The 17,407-nt window shown below is 40.9% G+C and carries 16 protein-coding genes; 10 read left to right on the top strand and 6 right to left on the bottom strand.

Annotated features, from left to right (window positions below; genetic code table 11):
- Window positions 1–97: 97 nt before the first annotated feature.
- Window positions 98–1,324, bottom strand: coding sequence for a 4-hydroxy-3-methylbut-2-enyl diphosphate reductase (locus tag ACHFIY_RS11495; protein WP_410846242.1), 1,227 nt, complete (start codon window positions 1,322–1,324; stop codon window positions 98–100).
- 248 nt (window positions 1,325–1,572) lie between these two features.
- On the opposite strand from ACHFIY_RS11495, the gene ACHFIY_RS11490 reads away from it, so the two are divergent.
- The 7 genes from ACHFIY_RS11490 (at window position 1,573) to aat (ending at window position 7,782) form a co-directional block, all read left to right on the top strand.
- A complete protein-coding gene (locus ACHFIY_RS11490) occupies window positions 1,573–1,806 on the top strand; it encodes a hypothetical protein (RefSeq protein ID WP_410846241.1) in 234 nt (77 codons plus the stop codon).
- Window positions 1,807–1,855: 49 nt separating this feature from the next.
- On the top strand, window positions 1,856–2,350 hold the full coding sequence (gene folK, locus ACHFIY_RS11485) for a 2-amino-4-hydroxy-6-hydroxymethyldihydropteridine diphosphokinase (RefSeq protein WP_410846240.1): 495 nt from the start codon (window positions 1,856–1,858) through the stop codon (window positions 2,348–2,350).
- 22 nt (window positions 2,351–2,372) lie between these two features.
- Window positions 2,373–3,005: a deoxynucleoside kinase gene (locus tag ACHFIY_RS11480; RefSeq protein WP_410846239.1), complete on the top strand. Its 633-nt coding sequence runs from the start codon at window positions 2,373–2,375 to the stop codon at window positions 3,003–3,005.
- A gap of 1,048 nt (window positions 3,006–4,053) precedes the next feature.
- The gene (locus ACHFIY_RS11475) at window positions 4,054–5,322 is read left to right on the top strand and encodes an MFS transporter (RefSeq protein ID WP_410846238.1); all 1,269 of its coding nucleotides are present in this window, start codon (window positions 4,054–4,056) and stop codon (window positions 5,320–5,322) included.
- Between the two features lie 111 nt (window positions 5,323–5,433).
- Entirely contained in the window at window positions 5,434–6,543 is a 1,110-nt protein-coding gene (gene lpxB / locus ACHFIY_RS11470; protein WP_410846237.1) for a lipid-A-disaccharide synthase, read from the top strand.
- Window positions 6,544–6,806: 263 nt separating this feature from the next.
- Entirely contained in the window at window positions 6,807–7,115 is a 309-nt protein-coding gene (locus ACHFIY_RS11465) for an ATP-dependent Clp protease adaptor ClpS (RefSeq protein ID WP_410846236.1), read from the top strand.
- 22 nt (window positions 7,116–7,137) lie between these two features.
- Window positions 7,138–7,782, top strand: coding sequence for a leucyl/phenylalanyl-tRNA--protein transferase (aat, locus tag ACHFIY_RS11460; protein WP_410846235.1), 645 nt, complete (start codon window positions 7,138–7,140; stop codon window positions 7,780–7,782).
- 77 nt (window positions 7,783–7,859) lie between these two features.
- On the opposite strand, the gene ACHFIY_RS11455 is transcribed toward aat, so the two are convergent.
- Complete coding sequence (locus ACHFIY_RS11455) at window positions 7,860–8,465, bottom strand: DUF4294 domain-containing protein (protein WP_410846234.1); 606 nt, start codon at window positions 8,463–8,465, stop codon at window positions 7,860–7,862.
- 238 nt (window positions 8,466–8,703) lie between these two features.
- Window positions 8,704–9,633, bottom strand: a complete 930-nt coding sequence (lipA, locus tag ACHFIY_RS11450) for a lipoyl synthase (RefSeq protein WP_410846233.1) — start codon at window positions 9,631–9,633, stop codon at window positions 8,704–8,706.
- Between lipA and ACHFIY_RS11445 the strand changes: the two genes are divergently transcribed.
- Window positions 9,632–9,919 carry a hypothetical protein gene (locus ACHFIY_RS11445; RefSeq protein ID WP_410846232.1) on the top strand — a complete coding sequence of 96 codons (288 nt, stop codon included), beginning with the start codon at window positions 9,632–9,634 and terminating at the stop codon, window positions 9,917–9,919. The two genes, lipA and ACHFIY_RS11445, sit on opposite strands and share 2 nt — an antisense overlap.
- Here ACHFIY_RS11445 and ACHFIY_RS11440 read toward each other — a convergent pair.
- Window positions 9,894–10,724 carry a hypothetical protein gene (locus ACHFIY_RS11440; protein WP_410846231.1) on the bottom strand — a complete coding sequence of 277 codons (831 nt, stop codon included), beginning with the start codon at window positions 10,722–10,724 and terminating at the stop codon, window positions 9,894–9,896. The genes ACHFIY_RS11445 and ACHFIY_RS11440 overlap by 26 nt on opposite strands.
- Window positions 10,725–10,767: 43 nt before the next feature.
- On the opposite strand from ACHFIY_RS11440, the gene ACHFIY_RS11435 reads away from it, so the two are divergent.
- Window positions 10,768–11,178 (top strand): OsmC family protein, encoded by a 411-nt coding sequence (locus ACHFIY_RS11435; protein WP_410846230.1) that lies wholly within the window; start codon window positions 10,768–10,770, stop codon window positions 11,176–11,178.
- 139 nt (window positions 11,179–11,317) lie between these two features.
- Here the strand turns inward: ACHFIY_RS11435 and ggt are convergent, their stop codons facing one another.
- Window positions 11,318–13,051, bottom strand: a complete 1,734-nt coding sequence (ggt, locus tag ACHFIY_RS11430; protein ID WP_410846229.1) for a gamma-glutamyltransferase — start codon at window positions 13,049–13,051, stop codon at window positions 11,318–11,320.
- A 213-nt stretch (window positions 13,052–13,264) separates the two neighbouring features.
- Window positions 13,265–14,671, bottom strand: a complete 1,407-nt coding sequence (locus ACHFIY_RS11425) for a T9SS type A sorting domain-containing protein (protein WP_410846228.1) — start codon at window positions 14,669–14,671, stop codon at window positions 13,265–13,267.
- A gap of 1,414 nt (window positions 14,672–16,085) precedes the next feature.
- Here ACHFIY_RS11425 and ACHFIY_RS11420 point away from each other — a divergent pair.
- On the top strand, window positions 16,086–17,407 hold a 1,322-nt coding region (locus tag ACHFIY_RS11420), incomplete at its 3' end, for a citrate (Si)-synthase, eukaryotic (RefSeq protein WP_410846227.1).

The following is a 17,407-nucleotide window of genomic DNA, read 5'->3' as shown; positions in this document are numbered from 1 at the left end:
TTGTCATTTTCAAGCCAAATCCATACCATTTACTATTAGCAGATTGCTAATTAACCCGTTTTTCACAAAAAATATTATGCTGACTCTGTTTGATTTCTTACTCAAATTGATTCCCAATAGTATCCAAAAGGCTTTCTACACCATAAAACCCAGCTAATTTTTTAATCACAGCTTCTACTACTGCATCGGGGCAGCTTGCACCGCTGGTAATTAATACTTTTGCTGGTGTATGCGCTGGCAGGAAATACTTAATATTAGTTTGTTCTTTTGTTACCCAATTGCAATGGATTATTTCTTCTTTGCTAATCATCCTTTCGGCACTATCAATAAAATAAGTGGGCAGCTTTTGCTCGCACAATTCTACTAAGTGCGATGTGTTGCTACTATTGTAGCCGCCTATTACCAATGCAAGGTCCGCCTCGGTGGCTAGCAAGCCATTTACGGCTGTCTGGTTGTCGTTGGTGGCATAGCAAAGCGTGTCCCTTGTATCTGCAAAGCGTTCGCCAATAGTGGCATCTGACAATTGGTAATGCTGTTTTACTACCTGTTTCAAATAATCTGAAATGGCTTGCGTGTCGCTGGCTAGCTGCGTGGTCTGGTTCACCACGCCAAAGCGTTGCAAGTCTTCGCCAACATCAAAACCTTTCGAGAAACGCCCGGCAAATTCACTGGCAAAATGGGAGGCATCTTTTTCCCCTGTGATATATTTTGCTAGTTCAATGGTTTCTTTTATGTCATTTACTATTACAGAAGGGCTATGGCTTGCGGCGTGTGAAAAAGTAGCCCTTGTTTCCTCGTGCTTTGGCTTGCCGTGTATCACAATGCTGTAGCCTTTTATGCCTATCTGCTCGCTCCTGTTCCAAACTTTTTCTACAAAAGGGCAGGTGGTGTTGTATTTTTCGGTGGCAATCCCTTTATCATTCAGCATTTTTTCGATGCTTAGGGTGGTGCCAAAAGCGGGTATCAGCACAATGTCATCTTTGCTAATAGCATCAAAACCAATCAATTGCTTGCCATAAGTGTCCTGTAAAAATTGCACGCCAAGTGCTTGCAGGTCTGCATTTACCTGTGGGTTGTGTATCATTTCGCTAAGCAGGAAAATGCGTTTTCCCGGGTTTTCTTCAATGGTTTTAAATGCAATTTCAATGGCATTTTCTACCCCGTAGCAAAACCCGAAATGGCGGGCAAGGTAAATGTGCAAATTGCCAAAGTTTAATAAAGTAGGAGAAAAGTCTTTTTTTAATTTGTCATCCTGTTTGCGTTTTTGTTTTATGGCACTAATAAGTGGGCTACGGTAAATATTTGGGATAGTAAATTGCTTCATGGTGTAGTAAATAACGTTGGTAAATGTACAAAGTTCGCAGTTAGTATGTTTACAATAGCCACAAAGGCTCGAAGTTGCACTAAGAAAGAAAGAAGAAAGAGGAGTAGTTTTTTTAAGTTGCTCTAGGAGTTGATACAATAACAGATTTACAAACAGTAGCACTTAAAAAGACTTAACGCAAATTATCCTGAAAATAAATTTTAAATAAATAAGGGGATTATCGTAAATTTGAATGTAAATAATGGTAAATGAAATGCTCCCAAAAATACGTTACTAATGACACAGAACGTACTGTACATTTAGAAAAACTAGTAGAAATGGGGTTGGAAACTTTTTCGAGTAAAGATGCATTTTATAACTGGCTAAAAAGAGATAAAAATGTGTTTGGTGAGCCTTTAACCTTTTCTTCGCTCCTTACCACACAAGGCGTTAAACAGTTGATAGATGAAGTAGGACGCATACAAACAGGCGTATATATTTGATAGTACACCGTTTTACCAATGTAACTTTATTTACCTATATCCTTCCCCTATGCCTCATGCTTATATTTTATTGGGCAGCAACCTCGGCAACCGTTTAGCGTACTTAGCGCAAGCCCAGCAGTTGATAGAAGCCCAGTGCGGCAACATTGTGAATAAGTCTGGCATTTACGAAACCGCAGCTTGGGGCATTACCAGCCAGCCTTCTTTTTACAACCAAGCAATAGAACTGGATGCTTCATTGCCAGCAGAGGATTTGATGCGGGCTTTGCTGCATATAGAAGAACAAATAGGGCGGGTACGCTCTATGAAATACGGACCACGGACTATTGATATTGACATATTACTGATAGATGGGGTTGTAAACAATACCCCCCTGCTTACTATACCGCACCCTTTTCTGCACGAAAGGCGATTTGCCTTGTTGCCTTTGGCCGAAATAGCCCCAATGCTAATGCACCCAACCCTGCAAAAAAACATACTACAATTGCTGGATGAATGCCCCGATACCCTGAATGTGCAAAAAATTACCCCTGCCGCAACCTGATGGCAGCTAATTTTGAAGCCACATGAAGTATCGTTTTATAACTGTAGAAGGCAATATCGGCGCAGGGAAAACCACCCTTACCCATTTATTGGCCAAGCATTTTAATGCCAAGATTATATTGGAGGAATTTGCCGATAACCCTTTCCTGCCTAAATTTTATGAAAACCCGCAGCAATATGCCTTCCCGTTGGAACTGTTTTTCATGGCGGAGCGGTATAAGCAAATGAAGGAAACATTGCGCCATAATGACCTCTTTCAAGAAGCTATTATTTCCGATTACCTATTTACCAAGTGCCTGCTGTTTGCAAAAGTTACTTTGCCTGAGGAGGAATTCCGCCTGTACCAGCGTTTGTACGATATTATCCACCAGCAGGTTACTTTCCCCGATATTTTGATTTACCTGCACGCACCCATCAATAAATTGCAGGCGAACATAAAAAAACGCAATAGGGAGTATGAGCAAAGCATCCCGAACGATTACCTGTTTAAAATACAGGAAACCTATACCAGTTATATAAAGGAGCACAATATAAAAACTATTTTTATAGATGCCTCCAATGCCGATTTCTTGGGCAACCCTAAGCACATGGAGGTAGTACTGGAAGCACTAGAAAGGGACTATGATAATGGGCAACACTATTTTAGTTTACCGTAGTTTAATCGTAAGTCGTAAGTAAAATGGCAATGGAGTAAGATAAGCTATATTTTAAACAGTGTAATTATATAATGTGCATAATATAGCCCTGAAAGGGCGGAATACATCAGGGGTGCATAAAAGTCTCCCGCTAAGCAACTGATGTTTAGCTAGAAACAACCAATTTATAAATAAAATTAGTGTTATTCGTGCATTAGTGGCAAATTGGTTGTATAGGAGTTTTTCGCTTTGTGGCGATATTCCCTAATCTTTAAAAACCTTATCTTTGTCCCAGAAATGCACTTGTTAAAAAATCAGGTTAAATGCATTTTAAAAGCTATCAACTAGTACTTGCATCAAAGTTATTTTTTTATTAATATTAAGATAGTTTTAGCTTAAAAAATTAGCCTTGTATTGATGGCTGTAAAATACGCAAAAATTACGCACAAAATGAGCATAAAATACGCAAAAAGTATGCACGAATCACTCAAAAAATAAGCACAAAATAGGCATAAAATACGCATAAAATTTTGCTATTATTGTTGATAATCAATGACTTAAAGGCGAGGTAACGATTTTTCAAAAAAATGCGAATAGGAAAAAAGACCGAAAATTGTCAAAACTGAAACTATTTTAATAAAAAACCCAGAAAAAGTAATAGTGTAGAAATTGTATAAGTGTTCTCGGTTTGCATCCCATCTTCTTGCCCGTGGGGTGTTTGTTTCGGCTTTTTGGGATAAATGGCGGGCAGGGTGGTACTAGGGTGTTTTTTCAATAAAAAGCGAAAAACTTTTATGTACCCTACATCAGCGAAGGGTAAAGCCCTTCGTAAGTAAGTCGTAAGTAAGGTAGAGCGAGTAAGATATAATAAGTAAATCTTCTCCAAAGGATAAATATTTCAAATTAGGTGCATTTGCCTAAAACCCTGAAAGGGTTGAATAAAAGTAGCCACGGGTGCAACCCGTGGTAGGCGGTGGGAGCGTAAACTACCTATATATTTATTTCTTAACACTTACCACTTATGACTTACAACTTACAGCTTATCACTTACTACCTTTAAAAAACTATTATGCACATAGAAAAAGACATTCAACCCACGCCTGCTAAAGCATACAACGCTTTTGCTGCACCACAGGTGCCAGAATTTAGGAACTTCCTCATCGGCAGGTTCCTGTTCATTATGGGGCTTCGTATGCTGGGCACTTTGGTAGGCTGGTGGGTTTATGAGTTAACACAAGACCCATTTGCTATTGGCCTTATAGGCTTGAGCGAAGTAGTGCCAGCCGTTTCTTTATCACTTTATGCGGGGCATGTGATAGACATCAGCGAGAAAAGGAAGCTAATGCTACGGGGTGTTGTATTGTACTTTATTGCAGTATTGATGCTGGCTGCCCTTTCTACCAAGGTTTCGGCTGTCATGTTCAGTAGCCACGCTATTGTGTTTTGCATATACATTATCATTTTTTTTACTGGGGTTTTCCGTTCTTTCACTGGCCCTATTTTCCATGCCATTATTGCTTCCACTGTGCCTAAAGATATATTGCAGAATGCCACTACCTGGAACCAGGGCGGCTGGCTTTCAGCATCTGTTTTAGGCCATGCAGGCGTAGGTTTCCTGATAGCAGGGATAGGCAACACGGGAGCATTGGCAGTAGTAGCATCGCTTACCATGCTGGGCTTCTCCTTTCTTTTCCGCTTGAAACCTAAGCCGCCAATGAAGGGAAGCGGCGAAAAGAAAACCATGGAAAGCGTGAAGGAAGGGCTTCGTTTTGTATTCACCACGAAGGAAGTATTAGGGGCGCTTTCGCTTGATTTGTTTGCCGTTTTGTTTGGCGGCGCAGTGGCTATGATACCTGTTTTTGCCAAGGATATTTTAAAAGCAGGGCCAGTAGGTTTTGGCTGGCTAAATGCCGCATCCGATATTGGCTCTGTTATTATTATCATCATCCTTACCCTGCAGCCCATCCGCCAAGGGCAGGGCAAAAAACTTATGTACGCAATTGCTGGCTTCGGGCTTTGTATTGTTACCTTTGGCTTGTCCAAGATATTTTGGCTATCCTTTGTTGCCTTGGCAATAAGTGGCATGTTAGATGGCATTAGCGTGGTTATCCGTGGTACGATCTTGCAGCTCAAAACGCCTGACAGTATGCGTGGCCGTGTAATGAGCGTAAACTCTATGTTTATCAACAGCAGCAACGAGCTAGGGCAGTTTGAAAGCGGCGTGGCTGCCAAGTTGCTAGGCGTAATACCTTCCGTTGTTTTTGGCGGCTGCATGACCCTTCTGGTAGTAGCAACTACTTGGTTCAAAGCCCCAGCATTGAGGGAAATGGAATATTGAACCGAGAACTGTGTACCGTTGACCGATTACCGAAGTCATACCGTTGGGCAATTAGGATGTTGATTCACGGTTAACGTTTAACGGTCAACTTTCTCACGAAATTAAACCATCATGAAATACTATATCATATCAGGCGAGGCCAGCGGCGATTTGCATGGCAGCAACCTTATCCGGCAGTTGCACCTGCTTGATAGCAATGCCCATGTCCGTTGCTGGGGTGGCAATATGATGGAGGCTGCTGGTGCAACACTGGTTAAGCATTACCGGGAGCTGGCTTTCATGGGTTTTGTGGAAGTAGTGAAAAACCTGCCTGCCATCCTACGAAATATTCGGTTTTGCAAAGAAGATATTACTGCTTTTAAGCCCGATGTTTTGGTATTGATAGATTACCCAGGGTTTAACCTGCGCATAGCGGAATGGGGCAAGCAGCAGGGTTACAAGATAGCCTATTATATATCACCACAGGTATGGGCTTGGAAGGCCAATAGGGTAAAGAAAATGAAACTGTGCATCGATAAAATGCTAGTGATACTGCCTTTTGAAAAAGATTATTTTAAAAATGTTTGGGACTGGGATGTGGAATATGTAGGCCATCCACTAGTAGAAGTAATTGATAGCTATAAGAAAGCCCATTCAAACTCAAAAGCCCCGGCAGGCTTGCCAATAGTGGCACTGCTGCCGGGCAGCCGCAAACAAGAAATAGAAAAAAAGCTGCCTGTGATGCTGGCCGTAAGCAAAAAATTCCCGCAATACCAATTTGTAGTAGCAAAAGCCCCTGGGCAGGAAGATAGTTTTTATGAACCTTTCCTAAGCCCGTATAGCAATGTTGGAGCGATAGGGGATGGCACTTATAGCCTGTTGATGCAGGCCAAAGCAGCATTAGTAACCAGCGGCACCGCTACTTTGGAAACAGCATTATTTGCCGTGCCAGAAGTAGTTTGCTACAAGGGCAGCAACATAAGCTACCAAATAGGCAAACGGCTGATAAAGATTAAATTCATAAGCCTCGTGAATTTGATAATGGATAAGCTGGTGGTAAAAGAACTGATACAAGATGAAATGACCACCCAAAACCTGGAAAAGGAGTTGGCTATACTATTAAGTGACACAGAAAAAGAAACCCAATTGCAGCAAGACTATGCTGCTCTAAAAAAATTGCTTTCGGAAGGAGGCAATGCCTCTGCGAATGCTTCAAAAAGCATTTATGAAATGGTGGGGTAGGTTTTATCTTTTAGTGTAAGCAAGCAAAAGAATATAACCACAAGGAACACGTAGTATTTGCACAAAGTACACTAAGCAAAATACCTGCTATTTAAGTTGTGCGTTACACTTGGGATTTTTAAAATCCTTTGCGGGCTTTATAAGTCCCCCATAATCTTGTGTACCTTGTGTTTCTTATTCCTTGAGAACCTTGTGGTAAAAACTTTCCCAAAGGGTTTAGAATAACCTATATTTTTGCATCAGGTAATATACAATACCAAAATATGGAAAAGACAAAGGATATTGCAACAATGCCATGGGAACAAGGCGATGTAGATGTGCTTACTGAAAACACTCCCAACTATTGCATTATCGTGTGGAACGATGATGTAAATTCGTTTGACTGGGTAATTGAAACATTGGTAGAAGTATGCAGCCACTCAGTAGAACAGGCCGAACAATGTGCCATGATGATACACTACAAAGGCAAGTATGCCGTAAAAGTAGGCAGCTACGACACTTTAAAACCTATGTGCGAGGCCATTACAGAAAGGGGCATTGGGGCAACCATTGAGCAAAATGTAAGAAGGTAATTACAAATCATAATAGCAGCGTATGCCCTTGCATGTTTTAGATGAAAAACTTTGGTTCCCACCAGTAGAAGATGCAATGGAAGATGGGCTACTGGCCATTGGGGGCGACTTGCAAGTGCCACGTTTGCTATTGGCTTACCAAAAAGGGATTTTCCCATGGTATGATGGCGAAATACCGCTGTGGTGGAGCCCAAACCCCAGGTTTATATTACTACCTGATGAATTGGTGGTAAGCAAAAGCATGAAAACCTTGCTAAAAAGAAATGCATTTGAATTTACCGTTAATAAAGATTTCCCTGCTGTTATCAATGCCTGCAAAGCCAAAGAACGCAAGGGGCAGGATGGCACATGGATTAAAACTGAAATAGTAGATGCTTATATAGCCCTGCACGAACTTGGCTATGCGCACAGTGCAGAAGTATGGGCTAATAACGAATTGGTAGGCGGGTTATATGGCATACGCATGGGTAAATTATTTTTTGGGGAAAGCATGTTTAGCCACCAAAGCAATGCCAGCAAATATGCGTTTATAAAGTATGTTGAACAATTAAAAGCAGAAGGAGTAGTATTGATAGATTGCCAAGTTTATACAGAACATCTGGAAAGCCTTGGGGCAAAAATGATTATGCGGCAACAATTCATGCACATTTTAGAGCAGTTTATTTAAAAAGTGGTAAGTGATAAGTAGTAAGTCAAAAAACATTTGCCATTTACTACTGGCGAATTACCACTTATGACTTACGACTAACTATGATACCCATACATCCTTTCCACATCTTTTACAATGGCTTCCATTACCTTGTCGTTGCCTGTAGCATCATAGTTTTGTTTTAGGCTGCTGCCAAAAACAAACGCTACCGACTGCCAAAAGCCTGCATTGAAGCCCCCTTTGTATTCTTTAATGATTTCGTAGCAATTATCGCCAGTTTCCCTGTAGATTAATTTCATTAATACCTTGCCCTGGTAAACTGATAGCTGCGTTATTTTATCGCCAAACTGCTTTTTTAGTTCAGCTTCTTTGGAGTGGATGATGACTTTTCTTAGGTCTTTGTCGGTAACGTTTACCAGCCGTGCATTGATTTCATTGATAGTCCTGCTGGCTGCTTTTGCATACGGGTAGGTAACATACACTGCATTGCGCAACCTTGTCCATTCTACCCAGTATTTTTTCCATTTTGGAGAAACTTTCGTTTCTACCATAACTGGCCACAAGTTGCCACTAGGTATAGTATCGCCTTGGGGCGTGATATAGGCATATACTTTTATGGTGTCGTAAATACCCATTTTTTGGGCTTTTGCAGCTTGTGTGTAAAGTAAAAGGGCTATTATCGTGGCAACATATATTTTCATGGCACTTTTAAGTTGAGAATGGAAAAGTTATTTACTCTCTATTATAATTCCCAGTACTAAAATAAGTAACCTTTATAACATGAAGCAAATGAAAATATTTTTTTATTTTGCCACAAAGGCTCGAAGACTCAAAGAAGCCCAAAGGTTAAAAAGAAAAAAGTAGGCAGAAGCATATAATTTTCTTTTCTTTTTTTCTTAGTGCTGCTTTGAGCCTTCGAGCCTTTGAAGCTATATAATCCTACACTGCTATTCGCTTTTCATCCATCCATTTGTTCCTGCCGTAGCCTTGGTAAACATGCTTTTCGCTGTGGTAAGATGAGCGTACCAGTGGGCCACTTTCTACATAATCGAAACCTAGCTCATAGCCTATTTCCCTTAACTCTGCAAACTCGTCAGGATGCACATAGCGCTGCACAGGCAAATGTTTTTTGGTAGGTTGCAGGTATTGCCCTAGCGTAAGCACATCCACGTCCACGGCACGCAAATGCTCCATACTTTCTATTACTTCGTCTTTTGTTTCGCCAATGCCTAGCATCATGCCCGTCTTGGTGCGCATCCCGCCTTCTTTCAATATCCTTAGCACATCTAGGCTTCTGCGGTATTTTGCCTGTATCCTTACCTTCCGAGTGTTTTGCTCCACTGTTTCCATGTTGTGGCTCACCACTTCCGGGGCAGCGTCTATAATGCGTTGTATCTGGTCTGCAAATCCCCTGAAATCTGGGATTAAAGTCTCTAAAGTAGTGTTAGGGTTCAGTGCTTTTACGGCTTTTATGGTGTTGTGCCATATAATAGACCCACCATCTTTCAGCTCGTCCCTGTCCACACTGGTAATCACGGCATGTTTCACCCTCATTAGGTGTATGGCCTCTGCCACGCGTTGCGGTTCGTCCCAGTCCACAGCTTCTGGGCGGCCTGTTGCCACTGCACAGAATGCGCAGCTACGGGTGCATACATTGCCCAGTATCATGAAAGTAGCGGTGCCTTCACCCCAGCATTCCCCCATGTTGGGGCAATTGCCGCTTTCGCATATAGTATGTAATTTATGATTGTCAACCAACCCCCTCACATGCTTATAGCTTTCGCCAATGGGCAATTTTACCCTTAGCCAATTTGGCTTTTTAATAATTGTATCAGTAGGTATAGCAGAAACAACAGGTAATTCTTGCATGAAAAGTATTTTTACTGCTTATGTAAACGAAAACAAAGCCATTTTATTTTGCGTGTGTACAAGTATTTTTTCTACTCAAGTGTTTTTTCGCCACAAAGGCTCGAAAGCTCAAAGTGGCACGAAGGAAAGAAGAAGAAAAAAAGAACTAGATTTATATTACCAGATACCTTTTAAACTTGGTTTTCTTTGTGGCAAAAACAAATACTCACAGGGTATTTATAAAACAAAGGAACATCATCTTCCCATTCAAATAGTTCTTTTTATTTCCTTTTCCCAAATTCAATAGAAACATAAGCATTGAAAAACAGATTGTGTTCTGTATTCAAGACATATAATGGTATTTTTTGGGTATAAAACTCGGCTTGAACACCTACTTCCAAAGCCGATACTATTTCCCTGTATTGCGCATAGTCAAACCTTATTGCCCCCCTTGCATGTAAACCCGGCACAAACTGCAATTCATTTAGCCCTTTAGAGAAGCCAGAAGCACCTAATATATTGCCCCCATCTAAAAAGGCTGAATCGGTACTTTTAATATCAGACTGTGTGCCAGTGGTTTGATTATAGTACTGCACATAATATGGTTTTAAAATGCCAACGACAATCCCTCCACCATAAATGGCAGAAACAGCTACGCCATTTTTGCTTCCTTTGCCGCCAATAAGCCGCTGTTTGCCAAAGCCAAGCTGTAAATGGTAAAAGTTGTTTATTTTGCCTAAAGCAAAAGAACTGCCTACTGTTGCAATGCCGAGGCCAGCGTAGGTTGCTCTGGAAGGTTGCTGCTTGTATTGGTTGCGTTGTTTCCTTTCGCCTAGCTGCAGCCACCATATATTTGTTTTGGTAATGGTCTTGTACTTGCCATGCTCATACAGGAAATCAAACCCATCGGTATTGAATTTCAACCCAAAAAGCCCTTGTTTTTGATAAATTAAAGCACCTTCCTCTTCTTGTTTTATCAGTTCGTCAATATGCGCCTTGCGGGCTGCTGCACGTTGTTTCCTTGTGCTGGTGGAGGTAGTAGTGGTAGGCTGGCTTTGTGCCAATAACAAAAAAGGGACTATAATAAGTATTGCTGTAACAAAATGCTTCACGACGTATATATTTGTAATTGTAAATTTATGTAAAATTAATACAATGACATCAACCGTAATTTATAAAGGGGCGTTAAGAACTGAAATGAAACATACGCTTAGTGGGTCTATAATAGAAAACGATGCGCCAGTAGATAACCATGGCAAAGGGGAAAGGTTTAGCCCTACCGATATGGTAGCCACGGCTTTAGGCAGTTGTATGCTTACCACCATGGGCATTAAGGCAGAGACCATGGGCATTAACCTCGAGGGTAGCAGTGTGGAAATTACCAAAATAATGAAGGTAGAACCAAGAAGGATAGGCGGTATTAAAGCCCATGTGTATCTTGCAAAAGGGATTGTGGCAGATGACCACCAAAAAGAAATACTGGAAAGGGTAGCCCGCACATGCCCCGTGGAAAGAAGCCTGCACCCGGATATGGAATTGGATATACAGTTTAAGTGGGGGAATTAAAAATTATGAGTTATGAATTTTCTTAGCTGTTGGTGAGACACCAACGGCTAGGAAAAATGTAAAAGGATGGACTTTTAATTAAAAAGCCCATCCTTTTACATTTTATCATTATAAGCTAGTAATCATTAAGCTGATTATTTTAATACCCCGCTACGCTATCGTCCCCACGCTTGTCGGCGGCAGTTTCTTTCTTGCCATCAGGCAATATGCGTATAACTTCTGTGCGGCCAAGTTGGGCACGGGGCGTCATTTTATAGCCCATTGCTTCCAAGGCTGTTTTTGTGTCTTTATTAAATGTAGGCTCAAAATCTACTTGGTCGGGCATCCACTGGTGGTGGAATTTTGGCTTGTTCACCGCATCTTCTGCGTTCATGTTAAACTCCAGCATGTTTACCAGCGTTTGAAAAACAGATGTAGGTATGGTAGTGCCGCCTGGCGTGCCAGCTACAATATATGGCTTGTTATTTTTTAAAACCAACGTAGGCGACATGGAGCTAAGCATCCTTTTGTGTGGCTCTATAGCATTGGCGGTACCGCCTAATGCCCCAAACATATTGGGCGTACCGGGCTTCACACTAAAATCGTCCATTTCATTGTTCATGATAAACCCTGCGCCGCCAATCACCGTCCTGTTGCCATAGCCACCGTTGAGTGTTGTGGTTACGCTTACCATGTTGCCCTCTTTGTCAAAGATGCTAATGTGTGTGGTTTCATTGCTTTCATGTATAGTACCTGCTTTTATGTCTTTGCTAGGCGTGGCTTTAGTGCTGTCATAATCTTCCATGCGTTTGGCCAAGTAAGTATTGTCGCTCAGTGTTTTCATAGGCACTTTCCAAAAATCAGGGTCGCCAAGATGCTCGGCACGGTCGGCATAAGCCCTGCGCTCTACTTCAATCATCAATTGCACGGCTTTAGGGCTTTGAAAGCCATACTGGGCAATGTTCCTGTTCTCAATCATTTTCATCATCTGCCAAATAATAATACCGCCACTGCTTGGTGGCGGCATACCAATAATGGTGTAGCCTTTATAGTCGAACTGGAGGGCTGTGCGGCTTTTTGCTTTGTAGTCTTTCAGGTCTTGCAAGCTGATAATGCCATTGCCACGGTTCATTTCATCCACTATTAACTGTGCTGTTTTGCCTTCATAAAATCCTTTTTGGCCGTTGTCTCTTATTCTTTTGAGGGTCTCGGCAAGGTCTTTATTAACCAAGGTGTCGCCTGTTTTCCAAATGGTTTCTTTTACATAAGCACTAGGCATAGTACTATTTTTTACAAAAGACTCTTTTGTGCCATTTAGTCCTTTTGCTTCTTTTTCAGAAATTACAAAACCAAACTCGGCAATATCGATAGCAGGCTGTATTAATGTGCTGATAGGTAGCTTGGCATATTTCAAAATTTCAAATGCACCTGCTACAGTTCCCGGTACACCATTAGCCAAAGCCCCAAGTTTAGATAGTTTGGTTATGGCATTGCCATCTTTGTCTAAGTACATGTCTTTAGTAGCTTTGCCAGGAGCTGTTTCCCTAAAATCGATGGATATGTTTTTTCCTTCCTTGGTGCGGGCTACCAAAAAACCGCCGCCACCAATATTGCCTGCCGCTGGGTAAACAACTGCCAAGGCGAACTGTACTGCAATGGCGGCATCAAATGCGTTGCCACCTTGTTTCATGATACTTGCGCCTACCATGCTAGCTAAGGGGTGGGCACAGCTAACAGACCCGTTTTTAAATTCAGCTGTTTTTACAATTGCGTAGTTGTAGGGGTCAACTGCTTTGCCAGCACCTACAATAGCTGTTTTGCTTTGTGCATTTACCAATTGTGCAGTTAATAATTGCAGGCCGATAGCACCTAGGCATAATAAACTTTTCTTCATAAATAAATTTACTTGATACAAATTGAAATATACATTATACAGTGTTAATAATCCAAGGATGTAATAGTGCAACTGTAAGAATATTGGCAAAGTTGGGTAGAAAGCCAACAAATAAAGGGGTACAATTTTTTCAATTGAAAAATTGTACCCCTTTATTTGTTATTTATAAATTGACTTTATAAAAAATAGGGAGCATTGTTTTAAAAACCTTCCTTATTGCACCACTACTTTAAAAGATTGTTTGTTGGCCTCTGTTTCTACTTTAATGATATAGTTGCCCCTAGGCAGGCTTGGCATAGTATAAGGAAGCAATGTGCTGCCAGCAGATATACTGAGGGTACTTCTTTGCATTACCCTGCCGTCAAGTGCTACAAGGCTAATATTTGCTTTTCCTGCGGTTAACCTGTTTAATGCAATGTTTACTTGCCTACCTTTAATAACTGTTGGGTAAACCCGTATGGATTCTTTGTTGTTTGGTGCATTCACAACAACTACTTTGCTATATACAAACAAGCCATCTTTATCTATTGATTTTAATCGGTAGGTATTTACTGCGAGTAAATTTTTGTCAATGAATGTATAAGTGCTTCCATTGGGTTTGTTGGCGGCAGCTACAATGCCTAGTTTTTTCCAGGTGCCGTCTAGTTTTTCAATTTCAAAGCTTGCGGTGTTTACTTCCGTGGCTGTTTTCCATGAAAGGGCAATGGTATTGTTGCTTAATTGGCCATCAAAAGCACTAAGTGCAACAGGTAACCCCGAAAGGGTGATATAGTCCTTGCCAGCATTGTCGTCGTACCTTATGGCTGCCAGCGATTTATTGCTTTCCGTTGTGGTTGAAAGTGTTGCCAAGCTAACAGTGCTGGTAAATACATAATACTTTACATGAGGAGGCACTGTTGCAGAAAAAGTAGTATCAGAACTGGGGATGGCTCGGGTAATGAAAGTAGAATCTTTCCCTGAAAAATCTCCTGAAATGTTTTTTGTATAACGGACGAATATATTTTCATTGGCCGAAGGCTTGGTATTAACAACAACATTGATAACAACGACACTATCGTTGTTGCCGTTTAATAAAAATACAAGAGATTCACTAGCACGCTTTGGTGTAACAGGAACAGTGTCTGTTACCCCAACAAAAAATTTAGCGTTGGTGTTGCTATAGCCAGCATCGTTAAATACAAAAGTATAATAGCCAGCAGATCCCATATTTAGCCCCATGTCTGTAGTGCCATTGTACACAACAGTGTTAATGCCATTCAATGCTGCTTGGCCTACGCCATTGAAAGCCCACTTGTTTTGATAAGGCGAGCTTGTAGGGCCAGTTATAAATAAAAATCCAGCGCCGCCGCCACCGGGCATGTTCATAGGCAATACATCACCATTGGTTGTTTGCACATTGATGGTGGTTGCCCATTGCCCTCGGCCATCGGTAGGGTTTGAGGTATCTATCGATACCCGCCTGTAAGTGGTGGTGCGGTAGTCTGTTCCATAGGGTGTGGTGGTGTAGCCTTGGAATGAGCCTACAATTTGTACCCTTTCACCACTAAAAATGTTCTGAGAAAAACCTGTAAGTGGGGCAATTGCTAACAGGCATAACAAGGATGTAAAGTTTCTTTTCATACAATCAATCGTTTATTGTTGCATAAAAGTAGAAAAAATATTGTTATTATTTAAGTAATATTCTGAGTTATAAAAGTTTTTCATTGAACTACAGTTTTTTTATTTGTTAACTCTCCAAAACTTGCCAAATCTAACAGGTCAATATCAATATAAAACGCTTGCAGGGCATCGGTTTCATTTCAAATCTGCACTTTTTATTTAGAAGAAGCATTACTATAAGATTGTGAAAACCCCAGCCTAAATCCTGACCTCACCCAAACCCTCTCCAAAGGCTAGTGTGAAGACCTCACCCCCAACCCCCGACCTCACCCCAGCCCTCTCCGAAGGGAGAGGGAGCAAGAACAAAGGCGAGGGGGAGCCAAAACTTGACAAAATGCAAGTGATTTTATGATAGATTTCCCTTGCATCTATTTATTTTGCTTACACTAAAAGAACTAAAAAAGATGTTTATATACTCTAGCTCCAAAAGGAGAGGGGGGTAAGAATAAGGGAGGGAATGCGAAGAGCTTAGCGGAGATTTGAAATAGGTTATTTTCTTATTTTTTAGTGATTTATTTTTTTGCTATTTCCCTTTTTTGCATGTAACTAATTGATATTCAACTATTTGTGTTTTTTAAGCCTCATTTTTATGATAATTTAAGTGAATTTTATGATAATGTGTTGATAATGGAATGATAGTTTTATTATAATAGAATAATAATTTATTGATAAGAAACTGATAAGATTTTGATGGTGGATTATCATTTTTCTAAGCTAACTAACATCTGATGCGGGAGGCAAGGCCAAGATGCCTTTAGTTGCTCCTTTAATGTAAAATTCGCATGCCTAGGTATATAGCCCAAAATAAACATCCTATATGGGGGAAATATGCCCCCATGAGCATCCAAAAATGCCCCCATATAGGATGTTTGCTGGACAGCAAAGAGCATGGCAATGAATTAAATATTAGCAGGATTAAATATTTCGTACTTCTGCCAAATAAAAAAAAGGCGAAATTTTGAAATGCATGAAGGGCAACATTATTTCCCACTGTAAATCTTTCTTTTTTTTAATTGTTAGCTTTTTTTGAGTTTTTATGCCTAAGAGGCAATAAAGCTGACATGTATCAAAAAAAAAATGCCTTAATTTTCAGCGGCAACGTTTGCTGAACCCATTGTTCAACAAATAATCCACATCTTTCTTTTTTTCTTTTGCTGTTCAATTGAAAGTTCTTTTATCTTTATCGCAGTCTTAAAAAAATCGTAAAACTCCCATGGAATGGTGGGTAAATGAACTTATTAATGTGTTTAAAATACACAATCATGGTATTTTTTGTACAAAATATTGTTTAGTTTAAAAAATCCAACAGGCAAAGAAGCTAAAGGAAGTATAGTTTGTAAATCAGGAACTCAAATACTATAAACAATAAAGGACAATGGAATTATTAAAAGAGCGGTTTAAAGCAAAGGCTGATGCTGAAAGTACAGTTATTAAAGAATTACTAAAGGAACATGGCAACAAAAAAATTGGAGAAGTTACATTGGCACAGGCTTATCAAGGGATGAGGGGCATTACAGGCTTGGTTACGGAAACAAGTTTGCTGGATGCACAAGAAGGCATCCGTTTCAGGGGTTATTCCATACCTGAATTACAGGAAAAACTGCCACAATTTATTGAAGATGGCGAACCATTGCCCGAGGGCTTGTTTTACTTGATGCTTATTGGCGAACTGCCTACTAAAAATGATGTTGAAAATGTAACTGGCTTTTGGCAGCGCCGCAGCCATGTGCCAGCGCATGTGTTTGCAGCAATTGACGCACTTCCACTTACCACCCATCCTATGACCATGTTTGTAATTGGCGTGATGGCCTTACAAACTGAAGGTGTCTTTGCAAAAGAGTATGCAAAAGGCATGAACAAGAAAGACTACTGGAGCGTTGTTTTTGACGATTCAATGGATTTGATTGCACGCTTGCCACGACTTGCCGCATATATATATAGAAGGAAGTATAAAAACAACGAACATATCAACCCAAATGGCTTGCTGGACTGGTCTGGCAATTTTGCTCACATGCTAGGGTATGACGACGAGGGCTTTAAAGAACTGATGCGGTTATACATGACCATACATGCTGACCATGAAGGGGGCAATGTGTCTGCACATACCACGCACTTGGTTGGCAGCGCATTGAGCGATCCTTATCTTTCTTATGCCGCAGGCATGAATGGCTTGGCTGGCCCGTTGCATGGCTTGGCCAACCAGGAAGTGATAAAATGGATTTTTGAAATGCAGGAACAACTAGATACTGACTTGCCAGCGAAAGAACAAATTGAAAAGTATGTACAAGATACATTGACTGGCGGGAAGGTGGTACCAGGCTACGGCCATGCAGTGCTGCGCAAAACAGACCCAAGGTTTACTGCCCAAATGGAGTTTGGAAAAAAACATATGCCAGAAGACAAGCTATGCCGCACTGTTTGGAATATTTACGAAACAGTTCCACCTATTTTGCAATCGCTAGGCAAAATAAAAAACCCATGGCCAAATGTAGATGCGCATAGTGGTGCATTACTGGTACACTACGGCATGGTAGAATATGAGTTTTATACGGTTCTCTTTGCTGTAAGCCGGGCGTTGGGCGTTCTTGCTAGCTTGTGCTGGGATAGGGCCTTGGCTTTCCCATTAGAAAGGCCAAAAAGCGTAACCACCGAAGCTGTGAAACTATGGCTTGATGGCAAGGGAGAAATATGGGATTA

Source organism: Parasediminibacterium schistidii, from assembly GCF_046546515.1.
Classification (GTDB): domain Bacteria; phylum Bacteroidota; class Bacteroidia; order Chitinophagales; family Chitinophagaceae; genus Parasediminibacterium.
The sequence above is the reverse complement of the archived record's forward strand: the minus strand, read 5'-3'. Positions and strand labels throughout refer to the sequence as shown.

Excerpts from the sequence above, each read along its gene's own strand:
- ACHFIY_RS11465 (WP_410846236.1), top strand. The coding sequence starts at position 6,807 with ATGGAAAAGACAAAGGATATTGCAACAATGCCATGGGAACAAGGCGAT.
- ACHFIY_RS11425 (WP_410846228.1), bottom strand. The coding sequence starts at position 14,671 with ATGAAAAGAAACTTTACATCCTTGTTATGCCTGTTAGCAATTGCCCCA.
- ACHFIY_RS11435 (WP_410846230.1), top strand. The coding sequence starts at position 10,768 with ATGACATCAACCGTAATTTATAAAGGGGCGTTAAGAACTGAAATGAAA.
- lipA (WP_410846233.1), bottom strand. The coding sequence starts at position 9,633 with ATGCAAGAATTACCTGTTGTTTCTGCTATACCTACTGATACAATTATT.
- ACHFIY_RS11445 (WP_410846232.1), top strand. The coding sequence starts at position 9,632 with ATGAAAAGTATTTTTACTGCTTATGTAAACGAAAACAAAGCCATTTTA.
- ACHFIY_RS11475 (WP_410846238.1), top strand. The coding sequence starts at position 4,054 with ATGCACATAGAAAAAGACATTCAACCCACGCCTGCTAAAGCATACAAC.
- ACHFIY_RS11490 (WP_410846241.1), top strand. The coding sequence starts at position 1,573 with ATGAAATGCTCCCAAAAATACGTTACTAATGACACAGAACGTACTGTA.
- ggt (WP_410846229.1), bottom strand. The coding sequence starts at position 13,051 with ATGAAGAAAAGTTTATTATGCCTAGGTGCTATCGGCCTGCAATTATTA.
- lpxB (WP_410846237.1), top strand. The coding sequence starts at position 5,434 with ATGAAATACTATATCATATCAGGCGAGGCCAGCGGCGATTTGCATGGC.
- ACHFIY_RS11480 (WP_410846239.1), top strand. The coding sequence starts at position 2,373 with ATGAAGTATCGTTTTATAACTGTAGAAGGCAATATCGGCGCAGGGAAA.
- folK (WP_410846240.1), top strand. The coding sequence starts at position 1,856 with ATGCCTCATGCTTATATTTTATTGGGCAGCAACCTCGGCAACCGTTTA.
- ACHFIY_RS11455 (WP_410846234.1), bottom strand. The coding sequence starts at position 8,465 with ATGAAAATATATGTTGCCACGATAATAGCCCTTTTACTTTACACACAA.
- ACHFIY_RS11495 (WP_410846242.1), bottom strand. The coding sequence starts at position 1,324 with ATGAAGCAATTTACTATCCCAAATATTTACCGTAGCCCACTTATTAGT.
- aat (WP_410846235.1), top strand. The coding sequence starts at position 7,138 with ATGCCCTTGCATGTTTTAGATGAAAAACTTTGGTTCCCACCAGTAGAA.